General features: G+C 27.8%; 21 protein-coding genes. 15 read left to right on the top strand and 6 right to left on the bottom strand.

Annotation, left to right across the window (positions count from 1 at the left end):
* The first annotated feature begins 62 nt into the window (after positions 1-62).
* From AC4FQV_RS07260 to AC4FQV_RS07245, 4 genes are read left to right on the top strand one after another with little or no spacing between them, the layout of a single operon-like run.
* Complete coding sequence (locus AC4FQV_RS07260) at positions 63-335, top strand: EutN/CcmL family microcompartment protein (protein ID WP_491138108.1); 273 nt, start codon at positions 63-65, stop codon at positions 333-335.
* Between the two features lies 1 nt (position 336).
* Positions 337-891, top strand: a complete 555-nt coding sequence (locus AC4FQV_RS07255) for an ethanolamine utilization microcompartment shell protein (RefSeq protein WP_491138110.1) — start codon at positions 337-339, stop codon at positions 889-891.
* 38 nt (positions 892-929) lie between these two features.
* The gene (eutH, locus tag AC4FQV_RS07250; RefSeq protein WP_491138112.1) at positions 930-2,027 is read left to right on the top strand and encodes an ethanolamine utilization protein EutH; all 1,098 of its coding nucleotides are present in this window, start codon (positions 930-932) and stop codon (positions 2,025-2,027) included.
* A 2-nt stretch (positions 2,028-2,029) separates the two neighbouring features.
* Positions 2,030-2,503, top strand: coding sequence for a EutQ-related cupin domain-containing protein (locus AC4FQV_RS07245; RefSeq protein WP_491165209.1), 474 nt, complete (start codon positions 2,030-2,032; stop codon positions 2,501-2,503).
* A 362-nt stretch (positions 2,504-2,865) separates the two neighbouring features.
* On the opposite strand, the gene AC4FQV_RS07240 is transcribed toward AC4FQV_RS07245, so the two are convergent.
* On the bottom strand, positions 2,866-3,411 hold the full coding sequence (locus tag AC4FQV_RS07240) for a GNAT family N-acetyltransferase (protein ID WP_491165208.1): 546 nt from the start codon (positions 3,409-3,411) through the stop codon (positions 2,866-2,868).
* 650 nt (positions 3,412-4,061) lie between these two features.
* On the opposite strand from AC4FQV_RS07240, the gene AC4FQV_RS07235 reads away from it, so the two are divergent.
* The gene (locus AC4FQV_RS07235; RefSeq protein ID WP_491138117.1) at positions 4,062-5,696 is read left to right on the top strand and encodes an EAL domain-containing protein; all 1,635 of its coding nucleotides are present in this window, start codon (positions 4,062-4,064) and stop codon (positions 5,694-5,696) included.
* Positions 5,697-5,872: 176 nt separating this feature from the next.
* On the opposite strand, the gene AC4FQV_RS07230 is transcribed toward AC4FQV_RS07235, so the two are convergent.
* A complete protein-coding gene (locus AC4FQV_RS07230; protein WP_491165207.1) occupies positions 5,873-7,018 on the bottom strand; it encodes a sialidase family protein in 1,146 nt (381 codons plus the stop codon).
* A gap of 282 nt (positions 7,019-7,300) precedes the next feature.
* On the opposite strand from AC4FQV_RS07230, the gene fliB reads away from it, so the two are divergent.
* From fliB to AC4FQV_RS07215, 3 genes are all read left to right on the top strand, one after another.
* Positions 7,301-8,455 (top strand): flagellin lysine-N-methylase, encoded by a 1,155-nt coding sequence (gene fliB, locus AC4FQV_RS07225; protein ID WP_491165206.1) that lies wholly within the window; start codon positions 7,301-7,303, stop codon positions 8,453-8,455.
* Between the two features lie 459 nt (positions 8,456-8,914).
* Positions 8,915-9,304, top strand: a complete 390-nt coding sequence (locus AC4FQV_RS07220) for a nuclear transport factor 2 family protein (RefSeq protein WP_491138122.1) — start codon at positions 8,915-8,917, stop codon at positions 9,302-9,304.
* Between the two features lie 66 nt (positions 9,305-9,370).
* Entirely contained in the window at positions 9,371-9,751 is a 381-nt protein-coding gene (locus AC4FQV_RS07215) for an SdpI family protein (RefSeq protein WP_491165205.1), read from the top strand.
* Positions 9,752-9,781: 30 nt separating this feature from the next.
* On the opposite strand, the gene AC4FQV_RS07210 is transcribed toward AC4FQV_RS07215, so the two are convergent.
* Complete coding sequence (locus AC4FQV_RS07210) at positions 9,782-10,168, bottom strand: hypothetical protein (protein WP_491165204.1); 387 nt, start codon at positions 10,166-10,168, stop codon at positions 9,782-9,784.
* A gap of 290 nt (positions 10,169-10,458) precedes the next feature.
* Between AC4FQV_RS07210 and AC4FQV_RS07205 the strand changes: the two genes are divergently transcribed.
* From AC4FQV_RS07205 to AC4FQV_RS07195, 3 genes are all read left to right on the top strand, one after another.
* A complete protein-coding gene (locus AC4FQV_RS07205; RefSeq protein WP_491165203.1) occupies positions 10,459-10,983 on the top strand; it encodes a hypothetical protein in 525 nt (174 codons plus the stop codon).
* Complete coding sequence (locus AC4FQV_RS07200; protein ID WP_491165300.1) at positions 10,943-11,212, top strand: lysozyme inhibitor LprI family protein; 270 nt, start codon at positions 10,943-10,945, stop codon at positions 11,210-11,212. Before AC4FQV_RS07205 ends, AC4FQV_RS07200 begins: the two co-directional genes overlap by 41 nt.
* A gap of 221 nt (positions 11,213-11,433) precedes the next feature.
* Complete coding sequence (locus AC4FQV_RS07195) at positions 11,434-12,105, top strand: hypothetical protein (protein ID WP_491138131.1); 672 nt, start codon at positions 11,434-11,436, stop codon at positions 12,103-12,105.
* A 72-nt stretch (positions 12,106-12,177) separates the two neighbouring features.
* Here AC4FQV_RS07195 and AC4FQV_RS07190 read toward each other — a convergent pair whose 3' ends face one another.
* The 3 genes from AC4FQV_RS07190 to AC4FQV_RS07180 form a co-directional block, all read right to left on the bottom strand.
* Positions 12,178-12,969, bottom strand: a complete 792-nt coding sequence (locus AC4FQV_RS07190; RefSeq protein WP_491165299.1) for a YdcF family protein — start codon at positions 12,967-12,969, stop codon at positions 12,178-12,180.
* Positions 12,970-13,143: 174 nt separating this feature from the next.
* Positions 13,144-15,261 carry a ferrous iron transport protein B gene (gene feoB, locus AC4FQV_RS07185; protein WP_491165202.1) on the bottom strand — a complete coding sequence of 706 codons (2,118 nt, stop codon included), beginning with the start codon at positions 15,259-15,261 and terminating at the stop codon, positions 13,144-13,146.
* On the bottom strand, positions 15,255-15,494 hold the full coding sequence (locus tag AC4FQV_RS07180; protein ID WP_491165201.1) for a FeoA family protein: 240 nt from the start codon (positions 15,492-15,494) through the stop codon (positions 15,255-15,257). Before AC4FQV_RS07180 ends, feoB begins: the two co-directional genes overlap by 7 nt.
* Before the next feature lie 447 nt (positions 15,495-15,941).
* On the opposite strand from AC4FQV_RS07180, the gene AC4FQV_RS07175 reads away from it, so the two are divergent.
* The 4 genes from AC4FQV_RS07175 to AC4FQV_RS07160 all read left to right on the top strand — a co-directional run bounded on the left by AC4FQV_RS07175 (position 15,942) and on the right by AC4FQV_RS07160 (position 23,752).
* Positions 15,942-17,567: an amidohydrolase gene (locus tag AC4FQV_RS07175; RefSeq protein WP_491138134.1), complete on the top strand. Its 1,626-nt coding sequence runs from the start codon at positions 15,942-15,944 to the stop codon at positions 17,565-17,567.
* 293 nt (positions 17,568-17,860) lie between these two features.
* On the top strand, positions 17,861-20,749 hold the full coding sequence (locus AC4FQV_RS07170) for a DEAD/DEAH box helicase (protein WP_491165200.1): 2,889 nt from the start codon (positions 17,861-17,863) through the stop codon (positions 20,747-20,749).
* 136 nt (positions 20,750-20,885) lie between these two features.
* Positions 20,886-21,581: an HNH endonuclease gene (locus tag AC4FQV_RS07165; protein WP_491165199.1), complete on the top strand. Its 696-nt coding sequence runs from the start codon at positions 20,886-20,888 to the stop codon at positions 21,579-21,581.
* Positions 21,582-21,886: 305 nt separating this feature from the next.
* Positions 21,887-23,752: an N-6 DNA methylase gene (locus tag AC4FQV_RS07160; protein WP_491165198.1), complete on the top strand. Its 1,866-nt coding sequence runs from the start codon at positions 21,887-21,889 to the stop codon at positions 23,750-23,752.
* The last annotated feature ends 78 nt before the right edge of the window (positions 23,753-23,830 follow it).

Raw genomic sequence — 23,830 nt, 5'->3', positions numbered from 1 at the left:
CTTTTAAATTTTTAGGTTTTAACTTTTAAAAGAGCAATTAATAGGATTAGGAGTGAATTATTATGGAAATAGGAAGAGTAGTAGGCAATGTTTGGGCAACTAGAAAAGATGAAAAACTAAATGGACAAAAGTTTTTAATAGTTAAGCTTTTAAAAAGTAAGGATGAGGAAAAGTCAGGCTTTTTTGTAGCTGTTGATAATGTAGGTGCTGGAGTTGGTGATAAGGTTCTTATAACTAAAGGTGGTGCTGCAAGACAATCCATTGGAAATAGAGAAGTTCCTATAGATGCTGCCATAGTAGGTATTATAGATTCTATAGATATTTTAGAGGACTAATATGAATAAGAGTATAGGTGCTTTAGAATTTAGAAGCATAAGTAAAGGAATTTATGTTTCAAATGAGGTTGTTAAAAAAGCTTTTGTTGAGGTATCTTACTTAAAGGCAATTTGTCCTGGGAAGTTTCTTTTAATTATTAATGGAGATGCAGGAGAAGTTAAGGAAGCTATAGATTTTGGCATAAAGCTTAGTGAGAAGTATTTAGTTGGAAGTTTTATAATAAATTCTATTCATGAAGACATAATAAAGGCTCTTAAGGGAATGTATTCTGAAAAAAATATAGATAATAAGGCAATTGGAGTAATGGAAACTACTAAGGTTTCTAGTGGACTATTAGCTCTTGATAAAACCTTAAAAAGTAGCCAGGTTTCCTTAGTTAAGCTTAATTTAGCCTTTGCAATTGGGGGAAAACTTGTTTATATAGTTTCAGGAGATTTAAGTAGTGTGGAAAATGGACTTAAAGAGGGAGAGGCTATTTTAGATAAAAAGGATATTGTCAACTCTTGTGTAATTCCTTTTGTTCATTATGAAATAGCAAAAAATTTAATAAGGTAAAGAAAAAATCCATATTTTCAAAATAGGGGGGAGTAGAAATGACTATAAATGAAGTTATTGTATATATTATGGTTGCTTGTATGGCCTTAGGAGCTATTGACAAATGTTTAGGAAATAAGTTTGGAATAGGAGCTCAGTTTGAAGAAGGTATTATGGCAATGGGTTCTCTAGCCTTAGCAATGGTTGGAGTTATTTGTTTAGCCCCAGTACTTGCAGATGTTTTAGGACCTATAGTAACACCAGTATTTAACTTTTTAGGAGCTGACCCTGCTATGTTTGCAGGCTCAATACTTGCAAATGATATGGGAGGAGCACCTCTTGCAGCTAGTTTAGCACAAGACCCACAAGCTGGTATGTTTAGTGGATTAATAATAGGTGCTATGATGGGAGCTACTATAGTTTTTACTATACCAGTTTCTTTAGGAATTATAGAAAAGAAAGATCATAGATTTTTAGCAACAGGTATTTTAGCAGGTATAATAACTATACCAATAGGAGCTTTTGTTGGAGGAGTTGTTGCAGGATTCCCACCACTTATGGTTCTTAAAAATTTAGTTCCTATTATAATCTTTGCAATTTTAATAGCTTTAGGACTAGCTTTTGCAGAAAAGGCTATGATAAAAGGCTTTAACATTTTTGGTAAGATAGTTGTTATAATAATAACTTTAGCTTTAGCAGCAGCTATTATAGAAGCTTTAACAGGAATTGTTATAATCCCTGGAATGGCACCAATATCAGAAGGTATTGAAATAGTTGGAAGTATTGCTATAGTTTTAGCAGGAGCTTTCCCATTAGTTTTCATTATAACTAAGGTATTTAAAAAGCCTTTAATGGGTCTTGGAAAATTATTAGGCATGAATGAAATTGCAGCAGCTGGTATGATAGCAAGTTTAGCTAACAATATACCAATGTTTGGAATGTTAAAGGATATGGATGATAGAGGTAAAATAATAAACGTTGCCTTTGCTGTATCTGCATCCTTCGTTTTAGGAGACCACTTAGGATTTACAGCAGGATTTAATTCAAAAATGATATTCCCTATGATAGTAGCTAAATTAGTAGGGGGAGTAACTGCTGTTATACTTGCAATGTTTATAGCTAAGAAAACTTTAGGTAAAATAGAGGAGGCTAAATAGTTATGGAAAACATAAGTAAAGATTTATTAGAAAAGCTAGTAAGACAAATAATAGAAGAAAAGTTATCAGGAAAGAATAGTGAGGATACTGTTGATTTTATAAGAAATAAGGATGAAAGTGGAGTTATTTCTGTAAAGCTTCCTACAGTTAAGGTAGATGAATCAAATAGATTAGATACAGGTAATTCTAAGGATGTTGTTTATACTAAGGATGTATTTACTTTAGAGGAAAGCAAAAGATTAGGTGCTGGAATAATGGAAATGAAGGAAACTACCTTTGACTGGACTTTAAATTATGATGAAATTGATTATGTAATAGAAGGTCATTTAGATATAATAGTAGATGGAAGAAAGGTATCAGCAGAGGCAGGAGAGATTATTTTAATACCTAAGGGTTCAAAAATAAAGTTTTCAGTTCCTGACTATGCTAGATTTATTTATATAACTTATCCAGCAGACTGGGCAAGTCAAGCTTAGTTTTTATGAAAAAATAGAGCCTAAATTTTAGGCTCTATTTTTATTAGGTTAGGTAAATATTAAGATTTTATTTGATGTAGAGTTTGGCGAATTATAAAGGGAGAAGTTTTTTTTGTATAATTTATGAAGAAGCAGATAAATTAGTACATTATCAAAAAACTCCCCTACTATGATATGTATATGCATAGAGAAAAGAAAATATTACTAAAATTTGTAAAAATATTTAGGGGAAAATTAAAGTGAAAAACAAAAAATACAATAGGTATAGAGAAAGTCTATATCCATTGTATTTTTTATACTTTAAATTTTCTTAAAGAAGAAAGCTTAAGGTTAGATTTAATGTATTTAAAATTTACAAAGGGCTAATTTATGAAGGCATCCTTTATCTCAGAATATTTCATTACATCCTTTGATAGAAAAAGATTAAAGTTTTCATAATCCTTAGGATTTATGTTTTCCCTAAAGGTCATAATTTTTAGATTGTGTTTTTTGCAACTTTTTCTATAAGAAGGATGAGTATATTCATATTCTTGAAGTTTAAAGCCTAGGTTTTTGTAAAAGTTTAGTCTTTTTATAGAAGTATTATCTATAGGAGGGTCTATTTCTAAAATTATATTTTTATTTATGCTACAAAACTTTTTTAAAACTCTAGAACCATAATTTTTTCCTCTTAGGGCTTTGTCTATGGCAAAATGCTCTATATATTTGTAAGAGCCCATATCCCAGTAAAGAAGTATGCCTATTAGTTTTTCTTCATCATATATAACATCAAAATGATACTTACTATCCTTTAAAGCTTCTTTTTGGTCTTTTTCACTTCTTCTTTCAAAGTCTGGAAAGCTACTTTTGTAAATTTCCATTGCTTTATTAAAGGAATTATCTTTTTTTGTTATTCTTTTTAGGTTCATTTTTAAATCCTCCTACTTTAAAAACATAAAGTTTTTAAGTGTTCCTATCTACACATTAATTATACTTCTTAAAGTATAGTTAAGATACTTCTCCTTTTGCTAAGATTTTAGTACTTATGTGTTTTTATAAGAAAAGCTTAGAAAAACTTATTATAACTTTAAGCCTTTTTTTATCTTATAAAAGATAGTATAATTTTTAGAATTTTATAATAAATAAATAATCTTTTATTTTTTTAGAAATTCATAGAAAATATTACAGGATTTTTATATAATTGAATAAGTGATTTTTAAGAGGTTTTTTAAGGAATACAGGGAAGAAATTTTATGTAAAAACTATATTTTTAAAGTTTACTATTTTTATTTTGATTTATTTAGTTTTTATAAAGAAGAAAGAGGGTGGCTTAATTATTCTTCTTTATGATAAATTAAATTAAGGGATTTTACTAACTAAAAGCTTAAGTTTATTATAAAATTTAATTATAAGAAGAAAATTTGAAAAATTATTTATAACTAAATAAGGTTTAAGAATTTATTTAAAGATATCTTTAGAGAGTAAAGAATTAATTGCTTAAAGGTTTTTTAGAATTTTATTTTAATTTCTAAATGGAGAAAATTTTAAAGAGTTTTGTATCTTAGGGAAGTGTTAATTTATGAAGAAGAGATTGTTATTCTTAAGTTCAATATTTTTAATAATTATTTCTATTTTAGCTATTGTTTTTACTTTTAATAAGGGAGATATAGGAGATAAAAAGAGGAAACTTACAGTAGGGTTTTATAATTATTATCCTTATTATTATATTGATAAAGAAAATAAAGAAGATGGATACTACAATGAGCTTTTAAAGCTTATAAGTGATGAGTTAAACAAGGGGTATAAGTATTTAGATTGTCATAATGCTAAGGAAGCCTTAGACAAGCTTAAAAAGGGTGAGGTTGACTTAGTTTTTGGTATAACCAAAACCAAGGAGAGAGAAGAAGAATTTGCTTTTACAGACCATTACATAAATAATGACAACTTTTCTGTTTATACTAATAAAAACATAAAGGTTGGAGATTTAGATTCTTTAAAGGGTCTTAAAATGGGATACATAGAAGGAGAGGCAAATAATAAATGGTTTTTTGAATTTTTAAAAAGTAAGGGAATAAATGTAACCTTAGTAAAGGTTAAAAGTTATGCTGAGGAAGAAAGGCTTTTATCTCATGGAAAGATAGATTTTATAGTTGAAAATACCCTAAGTGGTGTAACAAAAAGAGTACAGAATATAAGCAAGATTTTTGATTTTTCAACAGGTCCTGTTTATATTGTAAGTAATAAAAATAATGAGGAGTTAGTAGAGGAAGTTGATGATGTCTTAGTAGAGTTAGGAGAGAAAAAGAGAATTGATGTATATACTAAATATTTCAATAAATATGCTAATAAGTACAAGGAAGAAACTGTAATATTAATCGTAATCCTAATTCTTTTTTCACTTTATATTTATAAGAAGAAAAAAGGTGAAATTTTAAAGCTTATATGTAGAAGAAAAATCAGAAATTATATGAAGAAAAATAACTATGTACTATATTATCAGCCTATTATAGACCCTAAAAAAGAGGAAGTAAAGGGTTTAGAGGCTCTAATAAGACTTAAAAAAGATGGTAAAGTATTAAGTCCTTATGTATTTTTAAAAGAGATTGAAGAAAATGATATGAGTTTAGAGGTTTCCCTATGGATTTTAAATAAAGTTATTTCAGATTATAAGATAATAAAAGAGTATGAAAACTTTAAGGGAAAGGATTTTTATATTTCTTTAAATGTATCTTTTAAAGAGATTCAAAATTCTAAGTTTTTAGAGGCTTTAAATAAGATTTCTATGGATAATAAAGAGGGAGATTTTAAAATATGTCTAGAGATTGTTGAGAAGTTTTGTATAGATAATATTTGTGAAATTAAAAAATCTATAGATAGCATAAAAACATGGGGCTTTTTAATTGCTATAGATGATTTTGGTGTTGAATATTCTAATTTAGACCTTTTAAACAAGATTAATTATGACATAATAAAGCTAGATAAATACTTTGCAGATAATTTAGATAAATCTCTTATAAGTGAGAAAACTATTAAGTTTGTGGCTGATATTTGTAGCCTTTATAAAAAGACCATAGTTTTTGAGGGCATTGAGGAAGAAAATCAAGTTAAGCTTATTAAAAATTACTCTTACCACAAGGTTTATATTCAAGGATATTTCTATTCAAAACCAGTAGATATTAGTTCTTTAAGGGCTTTTAAGATTAAGAAGGTTTAAAAGGGTTAGTAAAGTCTTTTTGAGGAAATGGAATAAGTAAATTTTATTTTTATGTTTTAGAAGATTAAGTTATTATAATGTTTTATTATTTTTATAAGAGGAAATATATTAATTTATTTTATATTTCCTCTTTTTTTATTTGTGAGTTAATTTTTTATGGTAACAAAAGGAGAGTTTTAAAGCTCCTTATTGATTAAAGCAAAGTAAGAGGATAAATCCTTATATTCTATATTTCCATCAGCCTCATAAAGAATTGCTAAATGAGAATCTTTAAAGGAAAGAGAGGAGTAACCACCACCTAAGTTATTTCCATCCTTAGGATAAGGGGTGCATATTTCCTTAACTCCACTAGATAAATCATCAAAGTCAATCATATAAAGAGTAATATTATCTCTTATATATTCTCCCTTAGTATTTTTGGGAGCAGAAATAAAACCTAGCCTATGACCACTTTTACTTATTGCTTTAACAAAGGAACCTTGACAACCAGCCCCTTTTCCTGTTAATATCTTGCCATTTAAAGGGGGATATATTTCCCAAGTTTCTCCTAAGTCCTGAGAAATATAGGAAGCTCTATAGCCTGAATAGTCATATCTTGTACTCATTATTAAAGCACCCTCTAATTCAATAAGCATATTTTCAGAGGTGTTTGAATTTGGAACTTTATTTCCCATGGTCCATGTTTCTCCATTATCCTTTGAATATATAATTAAGGAGTAGTATTTGTTTTCTTCCCCTTCTCTTAGGGAAATCTGTGCTGGCATAACTATAGTTCCATCTTCCATAACAATACCAGAACCAACTCCTCCTAGCCAGCCTATAGTATTTTCAGGTTGGTTTTTAACTTTTAAGTTTTTAGTTAAATCTATTTTATTAGACCAGCTTTCTCCCTTGTCATCAGAATAAACCATTTGAACAGACCAGTCCTTTCTTCTTTCCTTAGTGGTCATTGCCCAATTTCCATCTGTATTCCAAGAGCCTGCAATTAATATTATTCTACCTGTTTTTGTAATAACTGTTGTGGAGTCCATTACACGAGAAAATTTTTGGTTTATTCTATTATTTTTCATGGCAATATTATAGGTCCATGTTTTACCAAAGTCTGTACTTCTTGCACAACCTATATCTATATAAGCATGGTCATCAGGACCCTTATAGCGAATATCTGAAAAGGCTAAAATAGTATTTTCATCTACTATTTGTAGATTTGGTATTCTAAAGTATTTAGAGTTCCATATATTATCTTCTTTATTAAAAAGTATTAAGGGCTTTATGTCCTTGTTTATCTCTATATTCTTTAAGCCATCCTTTTTATTGCACATAAATATAATCTCCTCCATAAATTCATAGTTACCTTTATAAAAGGTTTTTATTTTAAATTTTGAAAGTAAATAATATATATAGAAAATTATAGAATATTTTCAAATAAATTATAACAGTATTTAGAAATATTTACTATTAAATAAGAGGAATATATTTCTTTTTGGAGTTTCTTACATATTTTAATTAGGGGAGAAGGAAAAAACTTAAGGAGGGAAAGTAGAAAGTTTTTTGATATAATTAAAAGGTCGTAGGTATAATTATTTTAAAAAGTGAGGAAAAAGATGAAAGTAAGAGTTCCAAATTATTTTAAAGAATTTAAGTGCATAGCATCTAAATGTGAAGATACTTGTTGTGCAGGATGGGAAATTGTAATTGATGATGAAAGTTATGAAGCTTATAAAAAAGTTCAAGGAGATTTTGGAAAGGTATTAAAAAGCAAGATAGTAAAAAGTGAGGGAGATAATATATTTCTTTTAAATAAGGGAAGATGTTCCTTTTTAAATGAAAGTAACCTTTGCGACCTTTATTTAAATCTTGGGGAGGAGTATCTTTGTTATACTTGTAGGCAGTTTCCAAGGTATACTGAGGAGTTTTTAGATTTAAGGGAAAGTGGCCTTTCAATGTCTTGTCCTACTGTAGCTAGAATTATTTTAGGAGATTGTAAAAATACAACCTTTATTTTAGAGGAGGAAATTTCTAAGGAGAAGGAGTATGAAGAAGAGGGCCTTGAGAAAGAGGTACTTTTAGACTTTTTAAAGGCAAGAGAAATTATTTTATCCTTTGCAAATAGGGAGGATTTAACCTTAGAGGAGGTTATGATTTTATCTCTTTATTTATCAAGGGATATTCAAGATAAGATAGATTTAGGAGATATGGATGAAATTACTTCCCTTTTAAAAGAGTATGAGGATTATGATTTTATAAAGTCAATCTTAAAGGAAAGTAAAGAGTATAAGAAGAAAAAAGAAAATAGGTATGTAAATTTAAGAGAATATATAAAGTTTTATAAGGGAATTAAGCATATAAATGAAAGGGACCCTTTAAAGCTTAATAAGGCCTTAGAATATATTAATAAGGGAGAGGACTTTTATTTAAGGGAAGAAGAGGAATTTAAGAAGTATTATAAGGAAAATAGTTATAAGTTTAAGAATATCTTTGTATATTTTATTTTTAGATATTTTATGAAGGCTATTTTTGATTATGATGTTTCAGCTAAGGTTAAGTTAGCTATAGTAAGTACCTTGATTATTGAGAAATTATCCTTATTTAGATTTTTAGATAATAATAAAAGTTTTGGTGAGGAGGATATTGTAAATATAAGTTATATGTACTCTAAGGATATAGAGCATTCAGAGGAGAATGTAGAGGATTTACAGGAGATTTTTGAAAGAGAAGAGGTCTTTTCCTTAGAGGAATTAATGGCTTTTTTACTTTAATTTTTAAGTGAGATTAAGGAGAATTTATCTTTATAGATAATAACTATTTAAAACTTGGCTTAAGTGGTATATAATGTAAGTGTAATAAAATTAATGAGAGATTTGATTTTTAGGAGGCTTAAGGTATAAGAGGCCTAGGATATAAGATTATTACTCGACACAATAATTTTTTGCTAACTAAAAGTTAAGCTTTTCAAAAGAGTTTAGGTAGTTACAAGACTTTATTTCTTGTAGCTACTTTTATTTTCCTTATTAAAAGAAACCTTGTCTTAATTTTGTAATATTTTGTCTATAGAATATTAATATAAGAAAGCTATTAGTTTTTTTACTTATATCTAATCTTTTTAAGATTTAAATTTTTTCTAATTTTTTAAAGGCTTTAGGAAAAGTTTTTAGAAGTTTTAGTATAAAAGCTTACTCTTAAAGAAAATATTATAAAATTTTTGGCGAGGTGATAGTATGGATTCTGTTTGTGAAGAAATATTAAGTTTAGAAAAGGCCTTAATAAAACCAGAGGTTAGAAAGTCTGCACTTGAGATAAAAAAGATTTTATCAAAGGATTTTGTGGAGTTTAGCAGTTTAGGAAGTGAATATCATTATAAGTTTGGTGATGTCTTTCAAGGGGAAGAGGAAGAGAAAGGACTAAACTGGGAGATATTAGACTTTAAGGTTAGAGTACTTTCTAAGGATTGTCTTTTAGCAACTTATAAGGTTATAAAGCATGATGAATTAGAAAAGAAGAAGTATTCTCTTAGAAGTTCTATATGGATTAAGGAAGAAGGAAGATGGAAAATGACTTTTCATCAAGGAACTCTTTTAGATGAGGAAAGGTTTTTTAAGCCTTTTTAAAACTTTTAAAATAGCGAAGTCTTAAATTAAATTAATTTAAATCTTTATAAAGGAGAAAGAGTTATTATGGGTATTTGGATTTTTATGACCCTAATTAGTTTGCTTATCCCTTTTTCAATGATATTTTTTGGGAGATATTTTAAAGAAGGGAGACCAAGAAAGATTAATAATGTTGTAGGCTATAGAACAACTATGTCTATGAAAAATGAGGATACTTGGCTTTTTGCTCATAAGTATTGTGGCAAGCTTTGGATTAAAATAGGAACAGTTATGTTTTTTATTTCTCTCCTTTTAATGCTATGCTTTATAAATAGTAGAAAGGGCTTTATTGAAAATCTAGGCTTTATACTTATGCTTTTACAATGTGGAATGCTTATTTTTACAGTTTTTCCTATAGAAAAGGCCCTGAAGAAAAACTTTGATAAATTTGGTAATAGAAGGCTTTAAATATATAACTCCCCTTTAGGAGAAGGGGAGTTAAAATCTATGAATTAATAAAAGTATCAATAAAATAAAACTTACTAATCTAAAAAGTATTTTTGTTCTTTTAACCCCTCTTTTTTCTAAGCCCTTATCATCTCCAAAGGGAAATATCATATAAATAAATACTATGGAAAACTCAATTACTCTGCAAAGTGTACTAAAGAAAGGGATTTTGTAGAAGTAGAAAAGGGAAAATAGGTAGGGAATTAAAAGAAGAGAGCAACTTATTCTTAAAGTAAGGTCAGTTTTTTTTCTTAAATTCATGTATTTATTGTATTTTTCCTTGCAGGATAGGGAACAGAATTTGTTTTTTTCCTCTCTTTCTAAAGTATCTAATTCCTTGTGGCAGTATTTACATCTATTTTCTTTATAAGTAGTCATAAATTTATCTCTCCTTACATTTACAGTTTTAATATTCTTTATATTCTATTGTTTTTCTTTGGAAAATGTACCTTATTTTAAAATTATTACAAAACTTTTAATTTTTTATTAATTAACAATTGCTTTATTTTATTGATAGTCTTTTTTTAAAGTTATTTATAAATATTTTTTAATTTGTAAATAAAAGGGGTATTTTTCTTGTGAATTGGAAATCAAAGGATAATTATTTTGAGAAAAATTAATATATAATTGAATAAAAAGAATAAAATGGAATTTTAAGGAGTTTAAGGATGAAAAAGAAAAAATGTTTAGCTATGTTATTAGTTGCAGGACTTTTATTTGGAACTTTATCAGGTTGTGGAAAAGAAGAAGTAAGTAGTGAGGAGGGTACTCAAAGTAAAAGTGAAAGTACCTTAGAGGATTCTTCTAAGAAAGATAGCAATGAAAAGCAAGAGAGTAAGGATAGTGATAAGGCTTTAAAAGAGGAGAAAAAGTCTTCTGACTCTGCTACTAAAGGAGAGAATAAGGAACTTAAGAAAGAGGAAGGAAGTAAGGAGAATAATAGTAATAATACTTCTAAAAAGGAGAGTAGTGAAGAAAAGGTTAAGGTTGCTAAGATAGATAATAAAGAGGGGGCTTCTAGTAAAGAGAAGCAGGTAAAGAGTAATTCTCTTAAGAAAACATATATTAAAAAGATGGCTACTTTAGAGGAAGATTATGATAATTTAGACAAGGAAGCTCAAACAGAAGCTGGTGCTACTCAAAGTGGATTAAATTATATATTATATAAGTGGAAAACAGGCAAAGCTTTGTGATGATGAGTTAAATGAAATATATAATTCCTTAAAGAAAAATTTAAGTAAGGAAGAATTTTCAGAGCTTGAAAAAAGCGAAGTTCAATGGATTAAAGAAAAGAATGCTAATATAGATAAGATAAAGGAAGAATATAAGGGAGGAAGTGTATGTCCTCTTATGGTTAATTCTTATGTGGCTAAGGCAAGTAAGGATAGATGTTATTATTTAATAAATAATTATATGAATTAAGAAGAACTTAAAAAGCTGTTTTAAAACTTAAAGAGAACTTAAAATAATTCTCTTTTCTCATTCTTTTATGGAAAGAAGTAAAGTATCATGTTATATTTATTTTGTGTTTAAAAAAAGTTTTTATTTTTTTAAAAACTTTCTTTAAAGACCTAAAGTATAATTTTTATTACTTTTTTAAAGACTATTTATAAAAATGAAAAGGATTAAGGGGAGAATAGAGAATGGAACTTAAGATATACAAGATTAAGGCAGATTTAAAAAGAGGAAGATTTAAAGAGGAAGGCAGAAGAACTTTTCCCCTAGGAAATACAGGAGAGAGTTTCTATTCCTTAGGAAATTTAATGAGGGGGATTGAGGACCTTTATTTAGAAGGGAATCTTTATCTTATTGAAAAAGAAGAAGATTTAGAAAAATTTTTTAATCCCTTAGGAAAGTGGATTGCAAATAAAAAATATTATTTAAATCATCCTAAGAAAGAAAGAGAGAATTTTCTTTTAGAGGGGAATAAGTTTCATGAATACATATTAAGAGAACAACTTTTAGAAGTTTCAAGGTATCTTAAGGAAAATTTTAAGGTGTTAAAGGTTTCTTTTGAGCTTTTAGGAGGGGAGGAAGATACCTTTTTAGGACTTTCTAAGCTTTTTAAAGAGGAAGAAAGTATTATTACCTATGAAGAGGGGAAAATGATTTTTTCTTTAAAGAAGGATAAGGATAAAGAGGACTTTATTTGGATAAAAGATTTTAAAATTTTTAATAATAAGGAGCTTTTAGAAAAAGAGAGGAATTTTCTTTTAACTTTAGATAACTCCTTTGGAATTAGTGAAAAGATAGGAAAGAGAATTGGAATTAAAGCTTCTTGTCTTAAGGAGTATTCTCTTAAGGTAAGTTTTTAAGATAAATTATAAAAAGCATCAAGGAGAATTTAAGGTAAGCCTTGATGCTTTTTTAGTTATACTTTTAAAAGTTTATTCCTTAGAGGCATACTTTGGATTGGCAATACGAACCATGCCTTTAAAGGTTTTTTGCAAGTTATTAAAGGCTTCTAAAACCTTATTAGGAATGTTAACAGAGGCTATAAAGTTTTTACCCTTAGGGCCATAGCCTTCTTCATTATCTGAAAGTCTTGGGATTTCTCCCATTAAAAGATTTATGTATTCTTCCATAGACCATAGACCTAGATAGTTATCTTTAAAGGTAAGTTTTCCTTCCTTAATTTGAACTTTTGTTTTATAGGTAGCAAAGTTTATAATAGTTAAATCCTTTCTATATTTTCTAAGACCTGCCTCCATACGCCTTTGCATTGTAGCATCTTGCATTATTATAATATTTTTTATATTTATCTTTTCCTTTTTTAAAAGGGATAGAAGGTTAGTTATGTTATTACCACAGTTTGTTGACTTCTTTTCTAAAAGAGTAAGGGAAATATTATATTTTTCCTTTATATACATATTAAAAATCTCAGCTTCACTTAAGTTTTTTAAATTCATTCCCTTTAGGTAAGGGGCTACCTTTTTTCTTAATTTATCTGTGGTGTGTCCATTTCCTCCAACTATTATATAGTTCTTTGCTATATTGTTTTTTATGCCCTCTACTAAAAGGTCTCCACCATATAAAATGCTTCCTCCAAACAGCACTAGAGCATCTGCTTTTTCAATGTTATAGTGTTTTTTTAGTTCTGAAGATTTTAAAGCTTCTATATCTCTTTTTCCACAGAAATCTCCTAAAATATTTATGTCTTTTTCAATATTTTTATCTATTTTAATATTTTTCTCCATAAACTTAATACCTCCAAAATTTTATCCTCTTTACTTTAAGAGAAGAAATTTTTCTTTTATTTATACTTTTATTATAAAGACTTTTTCCTCTTAGAAAAGAAAAGCTATTAAAAAAGATGTTCTCTTTCTTTGCCTTTTGAGAACATCTTTTTACTTTCATAGGAATATATTCCAAATTCTTGTTACTACAAAACAGGTTCCAAGACCTAAAACTGTGGGAATTAAGAAGCTTAAAGCTGTCCATTTTATACTTTTTGTTTCCTTTTGTATGGTTAGAAGGGTTGTCCCGCATGGATAGTGCATTAGGGAAAGAAGCATAACATTTATAGCTGTTAAAAGTGTCCAACCATTTGAAACTAGAAGATTATATAGGTCATTTAAGTTATCTAAATCTACCATGGTTTTTGATTTTAAATAACTCATAATTATAATTGGCATAACAATTTCATTTGCTGGTAATCCAAGAATAAATGCCATTAGAATATAGCCATCTAAACCTATAAGTTCTGCAAAAGGATTTAAAAAGTTTGCACAGTAGGTAAGGAGAGAAACATCTCCAATATTTATATTTGAGAAAAGCCATATTACAGCACCAGCAGGAGCTGCAACTACAAGGGCTCTTCCTAAGACATAAAGGGTCCTACTAAATATTGACCTTACTATAACTTTTCCAACTTGAGGTTTTCTATAAGGAGGTAGTTCTAGTATAAAATTTGAAGGAATCCCTTTTAATAAGGTCATGGAAAGAATCTTAGACACTATAAAGGTTATTAAAACTCCTAAAATTATAACTAAAGTTACAGCTAAGGCTGATAAAAAACTTCCCTTTAAGCCAAAGGAAAGCCCTCCTATAAATATGGTTGATAGGGAGATTAACAAAGGAAATCTTCCATTACAAGGCATAAATACATTAGTTAAAATAGCTATAATCCTTTCTCTAGGAGAATTAATTATTCTACAGCCTATAACTCCAGCGGCATTACAGCCAAGGCCCATGCACATTGTTAGAGCCTGTTTTCCACAGGTTAAGCACTTTTTAAAGCCTTTATCTAGATTAAAGGCTATTCTAGGAAGATAGCCTAAGTCTTCTAAAAGGGTGAAAAGTGGGAAAAATATTGCCATAGGAGGTAGCATTACAGAAACTACCCAAGCTAAAGTTATATATATGCCATCTACTAATATTCCTTTTATTAAGGGGTGAATATTTATATAGTTTAAAAATTCTCTAAGAAATACTTCTCCCCTTGCAAATATTTTTGAGAGCATTTCAGAAGGGTAGTTTGCTAAGGTTATTGTTATCCATAGGGTTATTAAAAGGGTCATTATCATAATAGGTATTCCAAAGGTTTTTGATACAAGAATTTTATCTAATTTTTTTTGAAAATCTTTATATCCACCACCGGAAACAACAGCTTTTCCTAAAGCTTCTCCCTTTTTTATTAAGACCTTTATTAATTCATCCTTTAGGTTTTCTTTGTATTCTAGTCTTAGGGGAAGTAGTATCTTTTCTATTTTAAAAAGCATAAATTTGTTTATGGAGTATTTTTTTGAAAGAGTGTCTATTATTTTTTCATTTCCTTCTAGAAATCTTAGGGCAATCCATCTTATTTTTTCTCTTGGGATGTTTTCATTTTCTTTTAGCAAGGAAGAAAGATTCTCTATGGCTTTTTCTATATAAGAAGGATAGGTTACTAGAGGGAGGTTTTTTCTTTCTTCCTTTTTTATTAATTCTTTATAGAGAGTTTCTTTTAGGTTTTTTATTCCCTTATTTTCTCTAGCAGAGGATTTTACAATTTCTACATTTAGTTTGTTTGAGAGTTCTTTTAGGTCTATTTTTATATTGTTTTTTTCTGCTTCATCTATTAGATTTACACAAAGTATGGTTTTTTCTGTGATTTCAGATATTTGTAAGTAGAGATTTAAATTTCTTTCAAGGGAGGTTGCATCTGCAACTACAATTACTAAGTCTGGATTTTCAAAACATAAATAATCTCTTGCAATTTCTTCTTCTTCTGAGTTTGAAAGAAGGGAGTAGGTCCCTGGTAAGTCTACAAGTTTTATCTTTAAATCCTTTAAGGAGAAGTATCCTTCAGCCTTAGCTACAGTTTTTCCTGGCCAGTTTCCAGTATGCTGATTTAGTCCTGTTAAAGCATTAAATAAGGTGCTTTTACCTACATTGGGATTTCCAGCTAAGGCTACAAGAAAATCTTCTTTTTTTTCTCCTTCTAAATCCCTTTTTAAAAGCTTTTTTATATTAAAATATTTTCCTAACATAAATCTTCTCCTAAATAAATTACTTCTATATAATTTCCTTCTTCTTCTCTTAAGGCTATTATGGTTCCTCTTATTAGGTAGGCTCTAGGGTCTTTAAAGGGACTTTCAAAAAGCACCTTTATCTCTGTATCTTCTATTATTCCTAAGTCAAAAAATCTTCTTCTTAGTTCTCCCTTTGCACTTATATTAATTACCTTTACTTTAGACATAATTTTAGCTTCATGTAACTTCACCTTTATCACTCCTAAGGTTTTAATCTAAGATTTATAGCCTTTTTTTAGAAAAATTTATAGTTATAGGCTATATAATAAAATATGATAAAGAAGAATTTAGTGTGATTGAAAGTTTAAAGGAGAGTTAAGCAGAGTTTTAATTAGTAAAAGTTTTAAGAGAATAATAATTATTTTTTAAAAGTTAAATTTAATTAATAAAGTATGGGAAATTATTTAAAAAAATTAATTTTACCTTATATATGCTTTAATAAAAGGTTGAAAAATATTAAAATTTATTAAATTTGATAAATGTAAAAAGAAAAATAACCATGCTAAAATGTATTTAATGAAAAATACGCCTTTTTAGGAGTGTTTTGTTTTAACGAAAGAATAAGTTTTTGAAGTACTTTAGAATTAGTTTATTTGATTTAGGTTTTATTGAGATTTTTAATTAGGAGGCAGAGTAATATGAAGAAAACTATTTACTATAATGGTACTATTTTAACTGTAAATGATGATATGCCAGTTGTTGAAGCTGTTATGGTTGAAGACGGAAAGATTAAAAAGGTTGGAAAAAAAGATGAAATCTTAGCTTTAAAGGATGAGAGTACGGATTTATTTGATTTAGAGGGAAAAACTATGTTACCTGGTCTTATTGACCCTCATGGACATATTTTTGCTGTTGCTCAAACTTTAACTGTTACTAATTTAAGTGAGGCTAAGTCTATTGATGAACTTCTTGATATTTTAAGAAAGAGATTAGAGGAAAGTCCTATAAAAGAGGGAGAATGGCTAGTTGGTTTTGGATATGATAATACTAAGTATCCAAATGAGGAGCATCCAACTAAGTTTGATTTAGATAAGGTAAGTGATACTATTCCTATATTTATAAGTCATGCATCAGGACATTTAGCAGTTGCTAACTCAAAGGCTTTAGAGGCTTTTGGCTATGTTGGAGATAATTATGAAGTTCCAGAGGGTGGTATTGTTAGAACTGTTGAAGGAACTAAGGAGCCAAATGGTATCTTAGAGGAAAATGCTTGTTTAGACCCAGAGAAGAGAAACTGCATACCTAAGCCATCTTTTGATACTGTTATGCATAGTCTTAAAAAGGCACAGGAACTTTATGCTTCTCTTGGATTAACTACATGCCAAGATGCAAGTGTTGATGAAGGAATACATAAATTATTACAAGATGCAGCTGAGAATGGAATTTTATTTATTGATATAGTTGGTTTTGCTATGCAACCTACTACAATGAAGCTTCTTCAAGATGAGGGAACTCCTAAGAGAGAGTATGTAAATCATTATAAGTTATTAGGAGGAAAGGCTTGGCTAGATGGTTCTCCTCAAGGAAAGACTGCTTGGTTAACAAAGCCATATTATGAGGTTCCTGAAGGAAAGGATAAGGATTATTGTGGTTATCCAATTCAAGAGGATGATATTGTTACTGCATATTTTAAATCTTTAATTGATAATAATATACAGGTAAATGTTCATTGTAATGGAGATGCTGCTTCTGACCAATTTATAAGATGTTATAGAAATGCTTTAGAGGCTTCAAAGAGTTATGTTGATTTAAGACCTGTTATGGTTCATTGTCAAACAGTTAGAGAGGACCAATTAGATGAGATGAAGGAACTTGGAATTATTCCAACATTCTTCTTAGACCATATTTATTACTGGGGAGATTATCACTATGAGTCAGTTTTAGGTCCTGAAAGAGCTAATAGAATTAGCCCTGCTAAGTCTGCTTTAGATAGAGGTATGAACTTTACTCTTCACCAAGATCCACCTGTTAAGATGCCAAATCAAATCTTAGCTATACACAATGCTGTAAATAGAAGAACTTTAGGAGGAAGAGTTTTAGGAGAGGACTTAAGAATATCTGTAATGGATGCTATTAAGGCTGTTACTATAAATGGAGCTTACCAATACTTTGAAGAAGATACTAAGGGTTCTATTGAGGAAGGAAAGGTTGCAGACTTTGTTATTTTAGATAAAAACCCACTAGAAGTTGATAAGGAACATTTAAAGGATATAAAGGTTCTAGAAACAATAAAAGGTGATAAGGTAATCTATAAAAGAAAATAGATTTTTATAATAAAATATTAATATTTTTTTAGTTATTTGTTTTGAAGTTATAAATTGAAAAATACCTTCTTAAATTAATTTTAGGAAGGTGTTTTTTATTTTGCTTAATTTAAGTAAATTAGTTGAAAATATTATTTATATATTAAAGTTTATAATTATATTTTTATGAGATTTGGTGTCATAATATAACATTTTATTGACGATAAATGGTATTGGTAGTACATTATCGTTAAAAGGTTAAAAAATTACATTATATAAAGAATTTAAAATATATTTTAGGAGTATTAATTAAAATGAAGGTTTTAAAGGATATAGAAGAAAAGATTGTAAAAGAAATTGAATATATAGAACCTAAAGAATTTATAGATAAAGGATATCTTTTTAGAAATAAACTTATTGTAAATTCTAAACGAGGAAATATTTTAAAAGAGATTAAAAGTAGTTTAGAGGAGTGTAAGAATTTTTATTTTAGTGTTGCTTTTATTAGCTTTAGTGGACTTCAACTTCTTTTAGATACTTTTAAAATTTTAGAAAATAGAGGAGTTAAGGGGAAAATAATAACTTCTACGTATTTAAATTTTACTGAGCCTAAGGCTTTAGAGAAAATTAGAGAATTTGAAAATATAGATTTAAAAATATTTATTGCAGATAGTAGTAAGGGGTTTCATACAAAGGCTTATATTTTTGAAAATGAAGATAATTATAAATTTATAATAGGTTCATCTAATATGACTCAAAATGCTTTAAAGAGTAATGTTGAATGGAATGTTATGATTGTATCTAAAAAAGATACTGAGTTTGTTAGAGAAATTTTAGAGGAATATGATGATATATGGAATAGTATTGGTTTTATTGATGATGAATTTTTAAAAAAATATAATGAATTTATTAATAATATCAAAAAAAGTGAAGAGAAAGTAGTTATTGATTTAAAGGATTATGAGATTATAAAACCTAATTTTATGCAGAAAGAAGCTATGGAAAATCTAAATAGGTTGAGAGCTTTAGGAGAAAATAAGGCTTTAGTTATTGCATCTACAGGTACTGGAAAAACTTATATGTCTGCTTTTGATGCTATGAATTTTAATCCTAAAAGATTATTGTTTTTAGTTCATAGAGAGGATATTTTAAGAAGTGCTGAGAAAAGTTATAGAAGTATTTGTAGAAATAAAAATATTAAAATGGGATTTTTTACTGGAAATTCAAAGGATAAGGACTGTGATTATTTATTTTCTACTGTTCAAACTATGAGCAAGCATTTAGAAAGTTTTCAAAGGAAAGATTTTGATTATATAGTTTTAGATGAAGCTCATCATAGTACAAGTAAAACCTATGAAAAAATATTAAACTACTTTACGCCTAAGTTTTTACTAGGAATAACGGCAACTCCAGAAAGGTGTGATTCTGGAGATATTTTTCAGGTTTTTGATAATAATTTAGCTTTAGAAATCAGATTAAATGATGCACTAGAACATGAACTTATAGTCCCTTTTCATTATTTTGGAATAACAGATATAGATACCGTAGATTATGAGGGAGTTTCTTTAGAAAATATTTCAGAAATTTCTAAAAGGTTAATGATTAATTCTAGAGTTGATTTTATTATTGAAAAGATGAATTTTTATGGTTTTAATGGTAGCAAACAAAAAGCTATAGGTTTTTGCGTAAATAAAGAACATGCATATTATATGGCTAAGAAGTTTAACGAAAATGGAATTTACAGTATAGCTTTAACTGGAGAACATTCTATAGATAAAAGGTCAGAGGAAATTAAAAATCTTGAAGATGAAAATCATGATTTAAGAGTTATATTTACTGTTGATATATTTAATGAGGGAGTGGATATTCCTTCAATTAATCAGATTTTAATGCTTAGACCTACTAATTCACCAATTATATTTATACAACAACTTGGTAGAGGGTTAAGAAAACATAAAAATAAGGAATTTCTAACTGTTTTAGATTTTATAGGAAATCATAACAAGGCATTTTTAATTGCTATAGCATTAAAAGGGGATAGATATTATGATAAAGATAGTTTAAAGGTTTCTGTATCTACAGATTTTTCAGAAGTTCCGGGTTGCTCTAATATACAAATGGATAGAATTTTAAAGGATAGAATTTTAAAACAATTAAATATGGAAAATTTTAATAGCCTAAGATATTTAAAGGATGAATATAATCAATTTAAAGCTCTTTTAGGAGGAAGAATTCCTTATTATTTAATGGATTATGTTAAATTTGATGGTGCCCCAGATCCTATTAAATTTATAAGTTATGGTAAAACATATCAAGGTTTTCTTCAAAAGGTAGAAAAGGAATATGAGGCTTTAGAGCTTTTAGATGAAAAATTTTATAAAATTTTAAGAGAACTTTCTATTAAGCTTCCTTTAAAGAGGCCACATGATTTTGCAATAGTTAAAGAATTGATTTATAAGAGCGAAATAAATATTAATGAAGCTTCTAAGGCAATTAAAAAATATATAAAATACGTAGATGATGAAACTATTTTTCATGCTTTTAAAGTGTTAAATCAAGATTATTATGATTCAAGGGAAAAAAGTAATTTTATTAAAATATTTGATTTAGTTGATGATAAATTAGTTAGATTAATTGACTTTGAGAGAATTTTAGGAAATAAAAAATATAAGAATATTATAGTTGATTTATTAAACTATGGACTTATAAATTATGAAAATAGATTTGGAAATAAAAACTATGGTATACCATTTTTTAAGCTTTATGAACAGTATCAAATGGTTGATACTGCACTTTTATCTAATTATGAGAAGATACATAGTTCTTTTAGAGGAAGTGGATTAATTACAAATGGAAATAATTATTTTCTTTTTATAGATCTTCATAAAGGAGAAGATATAAAGGACAGTATTAATTATAAAGATGAATTTATAAGTAGAACTTTATTTCAATGGGAAACTCCAAATAGTACATCACAAAATTCTGAAAGAGGTAAGAATATAATATTTAATAAAGATAGGGACATTAAGCTTCATATTTTTGTAAGAAAATATAAAGAGATAGATAAAAAAGTACAACCATATATTTATATAGGAAAAGGAAATTCTATAAATTTTTCTGGTGAAAAGCCTATTAGAGTTTTAATAGAACTTGAGAATAAGGTGCCAGAGGAGCTTTATATAGAATTTACTAAAATGGTTTAATATATTTAAAGATAAGATTATTGCATGAAAAAAATTTTAAGATTCTTTACTTTAAACTATTAGTCTGCGTATAAAGAGGTTAAGAGTTTATTTTATTAAAAGGTGAGGTTAAAATTAAAATAAGGAGGATTTTATAATGGGAAAATCAATTTGGCTTGAGGAAATTATTGAAGCTATGAAAAGTTTAGGTGGACATGCCTATTACAAAGAGTTATATGAAGAAATTAAATCTAGAGGAAATATAGATTGTGATAAAATAAAGGACTATAAAGCTCAGATAAGAGGAACTATAGAAAGATATTCTAGCGATTCACATTGTCATAATGGTAAAAGAGAAGATATATTTTATGCTGTTGAAGGAAAAGGAAAGGGACATTGGGGATTAAGAAATTATAATTCTATTAACTTAACAAGGGATGAGGAAAGCTTTCCAGTTAATTTAACAAGTGATGAGGAAAGTTTTCCAGAAGGAAGAGTAAAGTTGAAAGAACATTTATCAAGGGAAAGAAATGGAAAGGTAATAAAGAGAGCGAAAGAAATTTTCAAAGAAAAACATGGAAAATTAAGCTGTGAAGCTTGTGGTTTTGATTTTGAAAAGTTTTATGGGAAAATAGGAGAAGATTTTATTGAGGGACATCATATTAAACCTGTTAGTGAGTTAAAGGAAGGGGAAGAAACTAAGCCTTGTGATATAGTTCTTCTTTGTTCAAATTGTCATAGTATGATTCATAGAAAAAGACCTTGGTTAAAGAAAGAAGAGTTAAAAGAGTTAATTAATAATAATATTAAGTTTAAAGAAATAGAGGAAAAAGAAATAGAAAAATTAAAATAGATTTTAGGAAAAGTTTTTTATAGATTAGTTATTTTGATAAATAATAAAAAAAGGAGCTATTAAGCTCCTTTTTTAGTTTAAAGTTTTAATAATATTAGTTTTATTTACAATACTGAAAAGAAGTTTTATAAAAATTAAAAGTTAGTATTTGAAATACTAGAAAAAAGTTATTGAAAAATAGAAAATAGTATTTTATAATTTAAACATAGCAAGGGTTATTTATTTTAATTAAGCTTTTTCTTTTAAGTTTTTAGGATAAAGTAATTAATTAGAATAAATAAATTAAATGTAAGGAGTTGATAATTTTGAGAGAAACAATGGTAGAAAAAGCAAATGAGATTTTAAAAGGGGTTGATAGAAAGACTTTATCAAGTTCAAATTTTGATATTTATGTAAGCAGGGTATTTCTTTTAGCTTATGGTGAAAAGGTTGGAGTTTTAGAGGAAAATTCTTTAAAGAGAATTGTTGAGAGTTATGATTTAAATAAGGAATTTATAGAGGTTGAGAAGGAATTAGGTGAGAAGGTAGAAACTTTAAGGGAAGTTTTTGAGATTTTTGGTCAATTTGAAGGGGATAGTAAGTTAACTAATAACATTTTATATAAGTTAACTAATGCTTTTAATAGTGTAGAGGAATTAAGAGAGGTATTTAATTATATTATTGAAGGGTTATACAATACAAGATATGAAGCTTGTTTTAGTACCCCTAAGGAGTTAAATTGCTTAGCAGTTAATTTATTAGAACCTAAGGAAGGAAGTTTTTATGACCTATCCTTTGGTATTGGAGGAACAGCAGTAGCTGCCTATGAATATAGCAGAAAATTAGGAAAGCATTTAAGCATCTTTGGAGATGAAATAAATAATAAAGTAAGGGCTATTGCAAAGGTTAGAGCTTTTATAAATGGCATTGAGAATATAGATATACTTTGTGATAACTCTTTATTAGAACCTATCTTTTTAAAGGAAAATTTTAAGGAAAAGGGCTTTGATTATATAATTTCTGAGCCACCTATGCTTTTAAATTGGAGTGATATAAAGGATAAAATTGAAGAAGATAAAAATGGAATGTTTTCTTATGGTATGCCAGGAATTTCAAGGGGAGAATGGCTATTTATATCAGTAGCTTTAAAAGCTTTAAAGGAAAGTGGAAAGGCTCTTATAATAACTACACCAGGAGCTCTTTTTAGAGAGGGAAGTGAAGGAAAGGTTAGGGAGAGAATTTTAGCCTTTGATTATATTGAAACAGTAATAAATTTAGCTCCTTGTTTATTATTGAGTACTTCAATTCCATGTTCAATTATTATTTTAAATAAAAATAAAGAGGAGAACATGAAGGGGAAAATAAGGTTTATTGAAGCCTCTGAGATTTATACAAGTAATAAATTAAGAAAAAATTATTTAAGTCATGAGAATATAGAGGAAATATTAAAGATATATAGAGATTTTAAGGATGTAAAGGGCTTTAGTAAAACTATGGAGGTTAAGAAGTTAAAAGGGTCAAATATTTCTCCAAGTACATATATTTTAAAGGAAAAAATATATACTGAAGAATTTGGAGAGGTGGAAGTAGATTTAGAAAGTTTAAATCTAAAGGAGAAAATTAAGGATATTGGAGAGTGTTTTAGGGGAATAAACATAACTAATAGCACAGTTTTAGATGAAGAGGGAGCTTTTAAAATAATAAATGCCGTTGATATTAAGGATAATGAGCTTTATATAGAAAAAGTTCCTAATTATAAAATAGAGAATAATCCAAGGGTAGAGGCATATAGAGTTTATGCTGGGGATTTAATAATAAGTAGAACTGGTACAAAGATTGCTGTAGTTGAAAAGGACTGTGATAATTTATTAATATCACAAAATATTATTGGTTTAAGACTTAAAAAAGGGGTTAGTCCATATTATATAAAAGAGTTTTTATTAAGTCCTGTAGGAATGTTTTTATTAGAAAACCTTAAAAAAGGAAGCGTAGTTAAGATTATAAATCAAAAGGATATTGAGAATATTCCTGTTGTTTCCTACAAGGAAAGTGATGAAAAGCTTATAGAAAAATATAAGGAGGAAAGAGAGGAAGTTTTAGGAGAGATAGAAAAACTTAATAAGAAGCTTAAAGACTTAAAGCTTGATTTATATGATAAGATGGGAATTAAAGAGGGGTTTAAAATTTTATAATATAGAATTTTTGAAATTAACTTTTAATAATGCATATAAGGATAAAAGAGAAAGGGGACTATTAAGTCCCCTTTTTTA

The organism is Clostridium sp. TJA038 (assembly GCF_058310255.1).
Note: the sequence above shows the minus strand (reverse complement) of the source record. Positions and strands in the feature narration are given on the sequence as shown.

Excerpts from the sequence above, each read along its gene's own strand:
- AC4FQV_RS07230 (WP_491165207.1), bottom strand. The coding sequence starts at position 7,018 with ATGTGCAATAAAAAGGATGGCTTAAAGAATATAGAGATAAACAAGGAC.
- AC4FQV_RS07210 (WP_491165204.1), bottom strand. The coding sequence starts at position 10,168 with ATGACTACTTATAAAGAAAATAGATGTAAATACTGCCACAAGGAATTA.
- AC4FQV_RS07235 (WP_491138117.1), top strand. The coding sequence starts at position 4,062 with ATGAAGAAGAGATTGTTATTCTTAAGTTCAATATTTTTAATAATTATT.
- fliB (WP_491165206.1), top strand. The coding sequence starts at position 7,301 with ATGAAAGTAAGAGTTCCAAATTATTTTAAAGAATTTAAGTGCATAGCA.
- AC4FQV_RS07245 (WP_491165209.1), top strand. The coding sequence starts at position 2,030 with ATGGAAAACATAAGTAAAGATTTATTAGAAAAGCTAGTAAGACAAATA.
- AC4FQV_RS07260 (WP_491138108.1), top strand. The coding sequence starts at position 63 with ATGGAAATAGGAAGAGTAGTAGGCAATGTTTGGGCAACTAGAAAAGAT.
- feoB (WP_491165202.1), bottom strand. The coding sequence starts at position 15,261 with ATGTTAGGAAAATATTTTAATATAAAAAAGCTTTTAAAAAGGGATTTA.
- AC4FQV_RS07205 (WP_491165203.1), top strand. The coding sequence starts at position 10,459 with ATGAAAAAGAAAAAATGTTTAGCTATGTTATTAGTTGCAGGACTTTTA.
- AC4FQV_RS07170 (WP_491165200.1), top strand. The coding sequence starts at position 17,861 with ATGAAGGTTTTAAAGGATATAGAAGAAAAGATTGTAAAAGAAATTGAA.
- AC4FQV_RS07175 (WP_491138134.1), top strand. The coding sequence starts at position 15,942 with ATGAAGAAAACTATTTACTATAATGGTACTATTTTAACTGTAAATGAT.
- AC4FQV_RS07165 (WP_491165199.1), top strand. The coding sequence starts at position 20,886 with ATGGGAAAATCAATTTGGCTTGAGGAAATTATTGAAGCTATGAAAAGT.
- AC4FQV_RS07215 (WP_491165205.1), top strand. The coding sequence starts at position 9,371 with ATGGGTATTTGGATTTTTATGACCCTAATTAGTTTGCTTATCCCTTTT.
- AC4FQV_RS07240 (WP_491165208.1), bottom strand. The coding sequence starts at position 3,411 with ATGAACCTAAAAAGAATAACAAAAAAAGATAATTCCTTTAATAAAGCA.
- AC4FQV_RS07255 (WP_491138110.1), top strand. The coding sequence starts at position 337 with ATGAATAAGAGTATAGGTGCTTTAGAATTTAGAAGCATAAGTAAAGGA.
- eutH (WP_491138112.1), top strand. The coding sequence starts at position 930 with ATGACTATAAATGAAGTTATTGTATATATTATGGTTGCTTGTATGGCC.
- AC4FQV_RS07195 (WP_491138131.1), top strand. The coding sequence starts at position 11,434 with ATGGAACTTAAGATATACAAGATTAAGGCAGATTTAAAAAGAGGAAGA.
- AC4FQV_RS07220 (WP_491138122.1), top strand. The coding sequence starts at position 8,915 with ATGGATTCTGTTTGTGAAGAAATATTAAGTTTAGAAAAGGCCTTAATA.